The organism is Gordonia aichiensis, assembly GCF_039946255.1.
Classification (GTDB): Bacteria; Actinomycetota; Actinomycetes; order Mycobacteriales; family Mycobacteriaceae; genus Gordonia; species Gordonia aichiensis_A.
Genome location: NZ_JBCDWL010000006.1, coordinates 71,060 through 83,723, shown reverse-complemented (window position 1 = coordinate 83,723; position 12,664 = coordinate 71,060). Strand labels below are relative to the sequence as shown.

Genomic DNA, 12,664 nt, shown 5'->3' with positions numbered 1-12,664 from the left:
CATGATCGTCTCACGATGGACCCGGTTGACGCTGCGCAGCATCGCCTTGATCTACCTCGCGGTCCTGCTGGTGGTTCCGGTGGCGTTGATCTTCTGGCGTTCCTTCGAGCACGGGCTGACCCAGTTCTGGGAGTCGATCACGACGCCGGCCGCGATCTCGGCGCTGCAGCTCACCCTGCTGATCGTGGTGATCGTCCTGCCGCTGAACGTGATCTTCGGGATCATCACGGCGCTGGCTCTGGCGCGCGGACGTTTCCGCGGAAAGGCCGCGCTGCAGGCCGTCGTCGACCTGCCGTTCGCGGTGTCCCCGGTGGTCGTCGGCGTCGCGCTCATCGCGCTGTGGGGAGTCAATGGGTGGTTCGGCGGCATCGAGTCGCTCGGCTTCCGCATCATCTTCGGCCTCCCCGGCATGGTCCTGGCGACCATCTTCGTCACGTTGCCCTTCGTGGTGCGCGAAGTGGAACCGGTCCTGCGGGAGATCGGGACCGAGCAGGAAGAGGCGGCGGCCACGCTCGGCGCCACCGGCTGGCAGACGTTCACCCGGGTCACGCTGCCTGCGATCCGGTGGGGCCTGACCTACGGCATCATCTTGACCATCGCCCGCGCGCTCGGCGAGTTCGGCGCCGTCACCATGGTGTCGTCGAACTTTCCCGGCGTCTCGCAGACGCTGACGCTGCTGGTCAACTCCCGCTACACCGACGACTACAACGAGTACGGCGCCTACGCCGCCGCGACGCTGCTGATGATCGTCGCGATCGCCGTGCTGGTGGTGATGACGCTCATCGAGCGTCGGGCCAAGAACCGGCTGACCGAGGCGAGCGAGGAGACCATGAAGGCCGTCTCGGCGCAACGAGCCGCCGCCGACAACGAACGGAACTGACGACGATGTCCATCTCTGTCCACGGCGCCAACAAGCGCTACGGCGATTTCGCCGCCCTCGACGACGTCTCCATCGAGATTCCGCAGGGTTCACTGACCTCGCTGCTCGGTCCGTCCGGGTCGGGGAAGTCGACGCTGCTGCGCGCCATCGCCGGCCTCGACACGCTGGATTCGGGCACCGTCCGAATCAACGGCACCGACGTCTCCGGCGCCTCGCCGCAACAGCGCGACATCGGTTTCGTGTTCCAGCACTACGCGGCGTTCAAACACCTGACCGTCCGCGACAACATCGCCTTCGGACTCAAGATCCGCAAGCGGCCGAAGTCGGAGATTAAGGCCAAGGTCGACGAGCTGCTGGAGATCGTCGGGCTCGAGGTGTTTCAGAAGCGCTACCCGGCGCAGTTGTCGGGCGGGCAGCGGCAGCGGATGGCGCTGGCGCGCGCCCTGGCCGTCGACCCCAAGGTGCTCCTGCTCGACGAACCGTTCGGCGCCCTCGACGCCAAGGTTCGCGAGGACCTGCGCAAATGGCTGCGGCAGTTGCACGACGAGGTCCACGTCACCACCGTCTTGGTGACCCACGATCAGCAGGAGGCGCTCGACGTCTCCGACCGGATCGCCGTGCTCAACAAGGGGCGGATCGAGCAGGTCGGCGCACCCGACGACTTGTACGACCGGCCCGACAACGTCTTCGTCGCGTCGTTCCTCGGCTCCATCTCGCGCCTCAACGGCGAGTTCGTGAGGCCGCACGACATCCGCCTGGCCCGGTCTCCGGAGATGGTGTACCCGCCGGTCGACGCGGCGCTCGACACGGGCGTCATCAAGGCGGACGTCAAGCGGGTGGTCAATCTGGGCTTCGAGACCCGAGTCGAACTCGTCGCGGCGACGACCGGTGAGGAGTTCATCGCGCAGATCACCCGCGGCGACCAGAACGCCCTCGGCCTGGCCGCGGGGGAGACCGTCTTCGCACGCGCCACCGCCGTGCCGGAGCTGACCGCCGACTAGCTCCGGTGGTGCTGGGATGGCGCTCTTTTGCAGGGTTGTCGGGTAGGGTCGAGGAGCATGCTTTCAGGGTTGTCGAGTAGGCCGAGGGCGTATCGAGACGGGGTCTCGATACGCTCGCTCTCTTCGTTCGCGGGCTACTCGACCAGCCTGGATTGCGATGGGGCGGCGCTATTTTTCAGGGTTGTCGAGTAGGCCGAGGCGCTGGCCGAGGACGTATCGAGACCGGGTCTCGATACGCTCGCTCTCTTCGTTCGCGGGCTACTCGACCAGCCTGGGTGGTGGTCGGGCGATTTCCAGGGTTGTCGAGTAGGCCGAGGCGCTAGCCGAGGACGTATCGAGACCGGCGAGCGGCGACGGATCGGCTCGACCACCCGCGCGTCGAGCAGCCGCACAACGCAGACCGCCGACCGTTCATCGCAGCGTCCACAGAAAGTATGTGGCACTCAGTGCCACCACGGTAAGCTGGACTGGTCACACTGCACCATCGCACCCGAAGGGGTCACAGCCATGACTCTGCCCGCACGCTCCGGACTCGACACCCCGTTGACACCGTTGCGCTTCCTCGAACGCGCCGCTGAGGTCGATCCGGATAAGGAGGCCGCCGTCGACGGCGACCGCCGGGTGACCTACCGGGAGCTGGCCGCGGCCGCGACTCGGTTGGCCCACGCCCTGCGCGCCTCCGGTATCGAGGAAGGCGACCGGGTGGCGTACCTGGCGGCCAACTCGCTCGAGATGCTCATCGCGCACTTCGCGACGCCGCTGGCCGGCGGCGTGCTCGTCGCGATCAACACGCGTCTCGCGCCCGCCGAGATCCAGTACATCTGCGACCACTCCGGGGCCAAGCTGCTGGTCGGGGACGCGGCCCTGCTGGAACCGCTGACCGACGTGCCGTTCGAGACGGTGACCGAGATCGTCGAGACGCCGAGTCAGGACGGCGAGTACACCGGCGTCGTACAGCTGCGCTACAGCGAACTGGTCGCGCGCGGCAACGACGAACCCCTGCGGTGGGAGGTGGCCGACGAGAACACCGTCATCACCATCAACTACACCTCGGGCACCACGGGAAAGCCGAAGGGTGTCATGTACACCCATCGCGGCGCCTACCTCGCCTCGCTCGGCAACGCCGTCACACAGGGCTTCACGACCGACACGCGCTATCTGTGGACGCTGCCGATGTTCCACTGCAACGGCTGGTGCGGTCCGTGGTCGCTCACCGCGCTCGCGGCCACGCACGTCTGCCTGCGTGCGGTGCGCGGCGACGACATGTGGCGCCTGATCGACACCGAGAAGGTCAACCAGATGAGCGGTGCACCGACCGTCCTGACCACCCTCGCGACCGCAGGCGAGGCCCACAAGATGGACCGCCGGCTCGCCATCGCGACGGCCGGCGCACCGCCCAGCCCGACCATCATCCGCGCGATCGGCAACCTCGGAATCGAGATCATCCACGTCTACGGACTCACCGAGACCTATGGTCCGTACTCGGTCTGCGAGCCCAAGCCGGGATGGCTGGAGCTCTCCCCGGACGACCGCGCCGTCCTCATGGCGCGCCAGGGCGTCGGCATGCTCACCGCCGACCGCCTGCGCGTCGTGCTTCCGGAGCTCGCCGACGACGGGACGCTGGTCGACGTCGCCGCCGACGGCGTCCAGATGGGCGAGATCGTGATGCGCGGCAACGTCGTCATGAAGGGGTACTTCGAGGATCCCGAGCGGACCGCCGAGGCCTTCGCCGGCGGCTGGTTCCACTCCGGCGACCTGGGCGTCATGCACCCGGACGGCTACGTCCAGCTGCTCGACCGCGCCAAGGACGTCGTCATCTCCGGCGGTGAGAACATCTCGACCATCGAGGTCGAGCAGGCCGTTCTGAGCCACCCGGCGATCCTCGACGTCGCCGTCATCGGCGTGCCCGATGACAAGTGGGGCGAGCGGCCCAAGGCCTACGCGGTCCTGCGTCCGGGCCAGGAGACCACCGAGGCCGACGTGATCGCGCACGTCAAGAGCCGGATCGCGTCGTACAAGGCGCCGCGCGAGGTCGAGTTCATCGCCGATCTGCCCAAGACCTCCACCGGCAAGATCCGCAAGAACGAGCTGCGCGACGAGGCCTGGGGCGACGCGAAGATCCGCATCCAGGGCTGAGATGTCTGAGACTGCAGTTCGGTGCCACACAGTGACACCGAACTGCCAGTCTTATGGTTTCGGCGCGCAGGTCGGGCAGTGTCGGACGACGCCGTACTCCGGGTAGTCGAGGTCACGATAGCCCGCACGCCCGACACGCGTCGGCGCCCGCCGGACGGGTGTCGGGCAGGCCGTGCGGTCGTTCGACGTCGGTCAGGTACTCCTGTTCCAGGACCGAACAGGTGCCGTTCGAGATGTCGACGAGAACGCCGCGCAGGAAAGTGCGCCGACGCATTCGCGGTCGGCGGTCCATGGCGTCCAGCAGGTGCGATGCGGCGGTGGTTCGGGAACTCATCGCGTCGGTCAGCGCAGCGACGGCGTCGGTCTCGGTTCGGGCGTCGTCGGCGATGTCGGGCACTGCCTCATGCACTCGGACCCGGGGCGGCTGCAGATGCCAGGCCACCTCGTCGTCGAGCCGGGGCCGCCGATGAACGTGGACGCCGGGGCGAGCGGTGACCCGACGGTCGGAGGCCACCGCGATGTGGATGTCCCACGCGCGCTGTTCCCAGGTCAGCGGGCCGGTGTGATCGACGTAGATCCCGGGAAAGATCACCGCCCACTCGCGCCGACGCCTGATGTCGGCGGGGGAGCACCCGCACGCGCGTGCCTGTGGATGACTTCAGCCCACAAGACTGTCGTTCGGTGTCACCAGGTGGCACCGAACTGCAGTCTTACTGTGGGCGTACAGGCGCGTGACGGCGCCGACCAGTGACGGATGCTCCGCCACCGGACCGGCGACGACGATCGGCACGTCGAGTGCGTCCAGATGCCGTTCCACCCGGTCGGTCAGCAGTCCCGCGGACAGGAACAGCGGGCTGACGGCGATGCGTCGGGCGCCTGCGGCGAGCAGTTCGTCGACGGCCTCCCGCACGGCGGCGCCGTCGCGCCCCAGTCGGGTCGCGAACAACGTGCGGACCGGTCGGTCCAGCACCCCGGACAACTCGTGGCCGCGTTCGATGATCGACGCGTCGCTGCCGGCGTCCGATGATCCCACGGCGGGCATCAGCACGCCGTCGTCTGCCGCCAGTCCCACCTCCGACAACCGCTCGACGAGCGCCGGGACCGGCGAGTACCGTCCGACCACCGGTGTCTGCCGGACTCGCAGACGCGGATTCGCGGCGACGGCGCCGTCGATCAGCGCAGGCAGATCCACCTTGCTGTGGAAGCCGTCGCCGAACAACAGTGGGACCACCACGACCTCGCCCGACAGCGTGCCGAGGACATCGGTGAGCAGGGGAGCGGTGAGGTCGAGGTAGGCGAGTTCGACCCGCACGCCAGGCAGCGCGACGCGGACGGCGTCGGCCACGCGGCGGGCGGTCACGTCGAACCGCGGGTCCCGGCTCCCGTGGGCGGCGAGGACGAGCGTGCTCATCGGGGCGTCCCGATGCGGGGTTCTCGATACGCCGCGGCGCTGCGCGTGGCCAGGCTGATCGAGTAGCCCGCGAACGTAGTGAGCGAGCGTATCGAGATCTCGTGGCGGGGGTCTCGATACGCCGCGGCGCTGCGCGCCGGGGCTACTCGACCAGCCTGAGGTGCGGCGTTGCGTATGGCGGCTGCTCGACCAGCTTGGGGCACGACGCTGCGTACCCGACCACCACCGCGGGCCCGATCGCTCATCAGGCCGGCACGGGGTCGGGCAGTCGGAGCGCCGACAGCGCGTCGCCGATGAGGCCGGCGCCGAGGGTGTTCCCGCCCTGCGGGTCGATCAGCAGGAAGCTGCCCGACTCGCGGTTGAGCGCGTAGTCGTCGGCGGCGATCGGCTCGGCGGTCATCAACGACACTCGGCCGATCTGGTTGAGCGCCAACGTCTCCGGCGCGTCGATCAGCGCCAGGTTCTGCTCGTCGAAGAGCACCTCGAGCGCGCCGACGATGACCTGGGTGGTCTTGGTGCCGTGCTTGAGCAGCAGCCGCGCACCGGCGCGCAGCGCCTTCTCCGACAACCAGCACACCGTGGTGGTGAACTGCTGCGCGGGTTCGGGGGCGTCGGCCGCCGCGGCGATCAGGTCCCCGCGTGAGACGTCGATGTCGTCGGTCAGCAGCAGGGTGACGCTGCGTCCGGCGTGCGCGGTCGCCAACTCGCCGTCGGCGGTGTCGATCTTCGCGACGCTCGACCGCTGACCCGACGGCTGCACGACGATCTCATCGCCCACCGACACGGTGCCCGCGGCGACCAGCCCGGCGTACCCGCGATAGTCGGGGTACTCGGGCGTGCGGGGACGGATCACGTACTGGACCGGGAAGCGCAGGCCGACGCGGTCCCGGGCGCTCTGGGCAGCCACATTGGGCACCGTCTCCAGGTGCTCGATCAGGGTGGGGCCGTCGTAGTACGGCGTGTTCTCCGACCGCACCGCCACATTGTCGCCGTGCAGCGCCGACACCGGGATCTCCTGCACCTGGTCGGCCGCGTAGCCGAGCGACGAGGTGATCTCGCGGAACTCCGCCGAGATCTGCGCGAACACGGCGGCCGGATCGTCCACCAGGTCGATCTTGTTGACCGCGAGCACCAGCCGCGGCACGCCCAGCAGCGCCATTACCGCGGCGTGCCTGCGGGTCTGCGCGACGACGCCGTTGCGCGCGTCGACGAGCAGGATCACCAGCTGCGCGGTGGACGCGCCCGAGACGGTGTTGCGGGTGTACTGCACGTGGCCGGGAGTGTCGGCGAGCACGAACGACCGCTTCGGCGTGGCGAAGTAGCGATAGGCGACGTCGATGGTGATGCCCTGTTCGCGCTCGGCGCGCAGGCCGTCCACCAGCAACGACAGGTCCGGGGTGTCCATGCCGCGATCCACCGACGCCTTGGTGACGGCGTCGATCTGGTCGGCCAGAACCGACTTGGTGTCGAACAGCAGTCGGCCGACGAGGGTCGACTTGCCGTCGTCCACCGAGCCCGCGGTGGCGATGCGCAGCAGGTCGGCGCCGGCTTGCACAGAGGTGGACGAATCCTGGGTGGGGGTGCTCATCAGAAATATCCTTCGCGCTTGCGGTCTTCCATGGCGGCCTCGGAGACGCGGTCGTCGCCGCGGGTGGCGCCGCGCTCGGTGAGGCGCGAGGCCGCGACCTCGGCCAGCACGGCCTCGTTGTCGGTGGCCTCGGACAGGACGGCACCGGTGGTCGAGCCGTCGCCGACGGTCCGATAGCGGACCATCCGGGTCTGCACGGTCTCGTCCTCGCGCGGACCGCCCCACGGTCCGGCGGTCATCCACATGCCGTCACGGTTGTAGACCTCCCGCTCGTGCGCGTAGTACAGCGGCGCCAGCAGCACCTGCTCGCGGGCGATGTAGCGCCACACGTCCAGCTCGGTCCAGTTGCTCAGCGGGAACACGCGCACGTGCTCGCCGGGCGCGTGCCTGCCGTTGTACAGGTTCCACAGTTCGGGGCGCTGCCGCTTCGGATCCCACTGCCCGAAGGCGTTGCGCAGCGAGAAGATCCGCTCCTTGGCGCGGGCACGCTCCTCGTCGCGGCGGGCGCCGCCGAAGACGGCGTCGAACCGGTTCTCGCTGATGCCGTCGAGCAGGGGGATGGTCTGCAGCGGGTTCCGGATGCCGTCGGGGCGTTCGGTCAGACGACCGTCGGCGAGGTACTCCTCGACGCTCGCCACGTGCAGGCGCAGCCCGTGCCGCTCGACGATCTCGTCGCGGAAAGCGATGATCTCCGGCAGGTTGTGCCCGGTGTCCACGTGCAGCAGCGAGAAGGGCAGCGGCGCCGGCCAGAAGGCCTTGAGCGCCAGGTGCAGCAGCAGGGTCGAGTCCTTGCCGCCGGAGAACAGGATCACCGGCCGCTCGAACTCGCCCGCGACCTCGCGGAAGATGTGGATGGCCTCCGACTCGAGGGCGTCGAGGGTGGTGAAGGAGTCCCGGTCGACGGCGGCAGCGGCGACGTCGGTGGATTCGATGATGCTCATGAGGCGTGCAACCCGCATTCTGTCTTGGCGCGCCCGGCCCAACGGCCGCTGCGCGGATCGGCTCCGGCGGCTGGTTTGACGGTGCACGGCGCACACCCGATCGAGGGATATCCCTCGTCGACCAGCGGATTCACCAGGACGCCGTGAGTGTCGATGTACTCCTGGAACTGCTCGTCGCTCCACGCGGCGAGCGGGTTGATCTTGACCAGACCGAAGGCCTCGTCGAACGAGATCAGCGGCGCGTTGGCGCGCGTGGGCGCCTCGACGCGGCGGATGCCGGTGATCCATGCGCGGAACGGTGCGAGGGCGCCGGTCAGCGGCACGACCTTGCGCAGGCGGCAGCATTCGCCGGGGTCGCGGGCGAACAGATCCTTGCCGAGCAGCCGGTCCTGCGCGTCGACGCCGTGCTCGGGGGTCACGTTGATCAGGTCCAGGTCGTACACCTGAGCCACCGCGTCGCGGGTGCCGATGGTCTCGGCGAAGTGGTAGCCGGTGTCCAGGAACAGGGCTTTGAGCTTGCCGCCGATGGCGTCCTTGTCGGCGATCGCCTTGTCGGCGACGTCGATGAGCACCGCGTCCTGCATGTTGGCGGCGATCACGAAGTCCGGGCCGAAGGTCTGCGCCGTCCAGGCGATCAGATCGGTGGCCGAGGCGTCGGGACCGAGTTCGGCGGCGCCGGCCTCGGCGATCGCGCGCAGCGCGTCGGTGTCGGTGTCGGTGACGGTCATCTCACTTCCTCCCTCTCACTGCAGGCCCGCCCTCTCACTGCAGGTCCGCATCGTCGGCGCGGGCCACCCACTGGGCGAAACGTTCGTTCTCGCTGCGCTGCGCGATGTAGTTGCGCACCACGCGTTCGATGTAGTCGCCGAGCTCGGAGGAGAGCACCTTGTGCTGGCGGACCTTGCGGCCCAACCCGAGGTCGGCGCCGAGGCTGCCGCCCAGGTGGACCTGGAAACCCTCGGCCTTGCTGCCGTCGGGCTGCTCGATGAGCTGCCCCTTGAAGCCGATGTCGGCGGTCTGGATGCGGGCGCACGAGTTGGGGCAGCCGTTCAGGTGCACGGTCACCGGCACGTCGAGCTGCGAGTTCAGGTCGGCCAGGCGCTCCTCGAGCTCCGGCAGCAGCGCGATGGCGCGGCGTCGGGTCTCGACGAAGGCGAGCTTGCAGTACTCCAGGCCGGTGCAGGTCATGATGCCGCGACGCCACGGAGTCGGGTTGGTCGGCAGGCCCATCTCGTCGAGCTCGGCGACCAGCTGGTCCACCTTGTCCTCGGCGACGTTGAGCACGATCAGCTTCTGGTACGGCGTGGTGCGGACTTCGGTGGCACCGGCCCGTTCGACGGCATCGGCGAAGCGCTCGAGCAGGGTGCCCGACACGCGGCCCGAGACCGGTGCGGCGCCGACGGCGTACAGGCCGTTTTTGAGCTTCTGGACGCCGACGTGGTCGCGGACCTTGGTGACCGGCTCGGGCGCGGGACCGTCGATCAGCTCGCGACCCAGGTACTCGGTCTCGAGGATCTCGCGGATCTTCTCCGGACCCAGGTCCTTGACCAGGAACTTGAAGCGGTTCTTGCTGCGCAGACGGCGGTAGCCGTAGTCGCGGAAGAGCTTGGTGACGGCCTCCCACACGTCGGGGACCTCGTCGAGCGGGACCCAGGCGCCCAGGCGCTGCGAGAAGTGCGGCACCGTCGACAGTCCGCCGCCGACCCACAGGTCCAGGCCCGGACCGTGCTCGGGATGGTTGACGCCGACGAAGGCGATGTCGTTGATCTCGTGCGGCAGATCCTGCAGACCCGACACCGACGTCTTGTACTTGCGCGGCAGATTCGCGTACTCGGGGTCGCCGATGTAACGGCGGACGATCTCGTCGAGCGCGGGGCTGGCGTCGAGGACCTCGTCGACGGCCAGGCCGGCCAGCGGGGAGCCGAGCATGCCGCGCGGGCAGTCGCCGCAGGCCGAGGTGGTCTGCATGCCGACCTGCTCGAGGCGCCGCCAGATCTCGGGGACGTTCTCGATCTCGATCCAGTGGTACTGGAAGTTCTGGCGGTTGGTGATGTCAAGGGTGTCGCGAGCGAAGTCCTTGGAGATGCCCGCGATGGTCCGCAGCCGATCCAGATCGAGGATCTGGCCGTCGGCGCGCACCCGCATCATGAAGTACGGCGATTCCAGCAGGTCGGCGTTCTCGTCGCCGGTGAACGTGCCGTCGTACCCCTCGCTGCGCTGCGTGTACAGACCCATCCACCGGAACCGGCCGCGCAGGTCGTTGGCCTCGATCGAGTCGTGGCCGAGCTCGGAGTACAGGTCGATGATCCGCTGGCGCACGTTGAGCGGGTGGTCGTCCTTCTTGAATTGTTCCACCGGATTCTGTGGTTCGCGGTAGCCGAGCGCCCACTGGGCTTCGGTCTTGCGCTTGGCCGGGCGGGCCCGCTTGCGCGGTGCCGGAGCAGCCTCGACGGGCGCGTCGCTGGACTGGGGCGGGGTGAGCGTCATCAATACTCCTGAGCATGCTGCGCACACGTCACAGCACGATGATTTGGGCTGAAATCAGGTGTGACGAGATCTCCCGTCCGGGGAGCACCCGCCTGAGGAAGGCGGGCCCGCGGCCGTTACGGCCGGGTCGTCGGCAGACGCCGACAGGAAGCGCTGCAGATGCGCTTGAGGTCAATGTGTCGCCGCTGCGCGAGCCACACTCCGGAGGAAGTCACGAGGCTCATCGTGCCATGGAACGGTGCGGGCCGTCTACTTGCGCTTATTTTTCCTCACCGTGAGATTAATACCCTTGACAGTTCGTGAGTCATCATGGATGTGTGATAGATCGACGCTCGCCCGAACCCTTCTCCGACGACGCCGTCGCGGCTCTGGCGACCGCCGATCAGGCGCGGCCGCTGAGCCTGTACATCCATGTCCCGTTCTGTGCGACACGCTGCGGGTACTGCGATTTCAACACCTACACCGCGGGCGAGCTGGGCAGCTCGTCGTCGCCGCAGAGCTGGCTGGAGGGGGTCCGCGCCGAACTCGATCTGGCGGCCGCCATGCTGCCCGGGCGGCGTCCGGTCTCGACGATCTTCGTCGGCGGCGGCACCCCGTCGTTGCTGGGCGGCGACGGGCTGTCCGACGTGCTCGGCGCCGTCCGCAACTCGTTCACCCTCGCGCCGGGCGCGGAGGTGACCACCGAGTCGAACCCCGAGTCCACCTCGCCGGAGTTCTTCGCCGCGCTGCGCGAGGCCGGCTTCACTCGGATCTCTCTCGGCATGCAGTCGGCGGCCCGGCACGTCCTGGCGGTCCTGGAGCGCACGCATACGCCGGGTCGGGCGCTCGAGGCCGCCCGTGAGGCGGCCGCCGCCGGCTTCGAGCATCTGAACCTGGATCTGATCTATGGGACGCCGGGGGAGCGGGACGAGGATCTGCACGCCTCGCTCGACGCCGTGTTGTCGGTGCCGGTCGACCATGTCTCCGCGTACGCGCTCATCGTCGAGGACGGCACCGCCTTCGCCCGCAAGGTTCGTCGGGGCGAGGTGCCGATGCCCGACGACGACGTCCTCGCCGCCCGCTACGAGATGATCGACACCCGCCTGACCGGCGCAGGGATGACCTGGTATGAGGTGTCGAACTGGGCGCGCGCGGACGCTGCCGGACTGCCCGCGTCGGAGTCGGTGTGTCGGCACAACGAGGCCTACTGGCGCAGTGACGACTGGTGGGGGATCGGCCCCGGCGCGCACTCGCACGTGGGCGGCGTCCGCTGGTGGAACCAGAAGCATCCGGCCACCTACTCGGCGTCGCTCGGCGGCGGATCGCTGCCGATCGGCGGGCAGGAGCTGCTGACCGCGCAGGATCGGCACACCGAGACGGTGATGCTGCGCCTGCGCCTGCGCGACGGTCTGCCCGCCGCGGAGCTGACCGGGACCGAACGTCGGCGCGCCGACGCGGTGGTGGAGCGGGGCCTGCTGCGCGTCGTCGCCGACACCGAGTCGGGCCCGGCCTACGTCCTGACCGACGCGGGTCGTCTCCTCGCCGACGGCATCACCCGCGATCTCCTCGTCGACTGACGCACCACTTCTGTTGCGATCGCACCCCTTTCGTTCTGCGCACCCGGTCGCGACCAGGTGCGCAGAACGAAAGGGGTGCGATACCTGTGACGGCCGACCTCGCGCCGACCCGCGCGATGATCCACGGGCTCCTCGGCGACGATCCTGGCCGCGTCTGCCGATGCTGCTCAACCCGCTGCGTCGCGTCGCGGCCTGACGCAGGGCTCCGCCGAACCTACTCCGGCAGCCGGTGCGCGCCGCCGCGTCGCCGGCTCGGATGCACGGGGCGGGCGATCGGCAGGGTCGTCTCGACCGCCGACTCGGCGCGCGGTGCGGGCCCGGCCGCCTCGGGAACCGGCCGTTCGTCGAGGTCGAGCAGGCGGGCGTGGATGATGATCCGATTCCGCAGCGCCGAGCGGACGGCGCGGTGCAGGCCGTCCTCCAGGTACAGGCTGCCCTCGAACTTCACGACGTGCGCGAACAGATCGCCGTAGAAGGTCGAGTCCTCCGACAGGAGCTTGTCGAGGGCGAGCACCGTGGTGACGGTCGTGAGCTGGTCGAGGCGGAACTGACGCGGCGGAATCCGGGCCCATTCGCGGGGTGTGAGACCGTGATCGGCATAGGGCCGACCCTCCCGCACGCCCTTGAAGATCATCGCCGTCCCATACCTCTGCCTCGATTTCGT

The 12,664-nt window shown here is 68.9% G+C and carries 11 protein-coding genes; 4 read left to right on the top strand and 7 right to left on the bottom strand.

What is annotated here, in order from left to right:
- The first annotated feature begins 1 nt into the window (after position 1).
- The 3 genes from cysW (at position 2) to AAFO60_RS09070 (ending at position 4,017) form a co-directional block, all read left to right on the top strand.
- Positions 2-880, top strand: coding sequence for a sulfate ABC transporter permease subunit CysW (gene cysW / locus AAFO60_RS09080; RefSeq protein WP_347955866.1), 879 nt, complete (start codon positions 2-4; stop codon positions 878-880).
- Positions 881-885: 5 nt separating this feature from the next.
- Positions 886-1,881 carry a sulfate/molybdate ABC transporter ATP-binding protein gene (locus AAFO60_RS09075; RefSeq protein ID WP_347955865.1) on the top strand — a complete coding sequence of 332 codons (996 nt, stop codon included), beginning with the start codon at positions 886-888 and terminating at the stop codon, positions 1,879-1,881.
- Between the two features lie 507 nt (positions 1,882-2,388).
- Positions 2,389-4,017: an AMP-binding protein gene (locus AAFO60_RS09070; protein WP_347955864.1), complete on the top strand. Its 1,629-nt coding sequence runs from the start codon at positions 2,389-2,391 to the stop codon at positions 4,015-4,017.
- A 112-nt stretch (positions 4,018-4,129) separates the two neighbouring features.
- Here the strand turns inward: AAFO60_RS09070 and AAFO60_RS09065 are convergent, their stop codons facing one another.
- The 6 genes from AAFO60_RS09065 to AAFO60_RS09040 form a co-directional block, all read right to left on the bottom strand.
- On the bottom strand, positions 4,130-4,609 hold the full coding sequence (locus tag AAFO60_RS09065; RefSeq protein WP_347955863.1) for a hypothetical protein: 480 nt from the start codon (positions 4,607-4,609) through the stop codon (positions 4,130-4,132).
- A gap of 66 nt (positions 4,610-4,675) precedes the next feature.
- A complete protein-coding gene (locus AAFO60_RS09060; RefSeq protein ID WP_347955862.1) occupies positions 4,676-5,428 on the bottom strand; it encodes a sirohydrochlorin chelatase in 753 nt (250 codons plus the stop codon).
- A 244-nt stretch (positions 5,429-5,672) separates the two neighbouring features.
- Positions 5,673-7,016 carry a sulfate adenylyltransferase subunit 1 gene (locus tag AAFO60_RS09055; RefSeq protein WP_347955861.1) on the bottom strand — a complete coding sequence of 448 codons (1,344 nt, stop codon included), beginning with the start codon at positions 7,014-7,016 and terminating at the stop codon, positions 5,673-5,675.
- The gene (gene cysD / locus AAFO60_RS09050) at positions 7,016-7,957 is read right to left on the bottom strand and encodes a sulfate adenylyltransferase subunit CysD (protein WP_347955860.1); all 942 of its coding nucleotides are present in this window, start codon (positions 7,955-7,957) and stop codon (positions 7,016-7,018) included. The genes AAFO60_RS09055 and cysD overlap by 1 nt, the downstream gene beginning before the upstream one ends.
- Positions 7,954-8,685, bottom strand: coding sequence for a phosphoadenylyl-sulfate reductase (locus AAFO60_RS09045; RefSeq protein ID WP_347955859.1), 732 nt, complete (start codon positions 8,683-8,685; stop codon positions 7,954-7,956). The genes cysD and AAFO60_RS09045 overlap by 4 nt, the downstream gene beginning before the upstream one ends.
- Positions 8,686-8,719: 34 nt before the next feature.
- Positions 8,720-10,444, bottom strand: coding sequence for a nitrite/sulfite reductase (locus tag AAFO60_RS09040; RefSeq protein ID WP_347955858.1), 1,725 nt, complete (start codon positions 10,442-10,444; stop codon positions 8,720-8,722).
- 368 nt (positions 10,445-10,812) lie between these two features.
- On the opposite strand from AAFO60_RS09040, the gene hemW reads away from it, so the two are divergent.
- Complete coding sequence (gene hemW / locus AAFO60_RS09035) at positions 10,813-12,000, top strand: radical SAM family heme chaperone HemW (RefSeq protein ID WP_347956006.1); 1,188 nt, start codon at positions 10,813-10,815, stop codon at positions 11,998-12,000.
- Between the two features lie 214 nt (positions 12,001-12,214).
- Here hemW and AAFO60_RS09030 read toward each other — a convergent pair whose 3' ends face one another.
- Entirely contained in the window at positions 12,215-12,634 is a 420-nt protein-coding gene (locus AAFO60_RS09030; protein WP_347955857.1) for a type II toxin-antitoxin system VapB family antitoxin, read from the bottom strand.
- Positions 12,635-12,664: the final 30 nt, after the last annotated feature.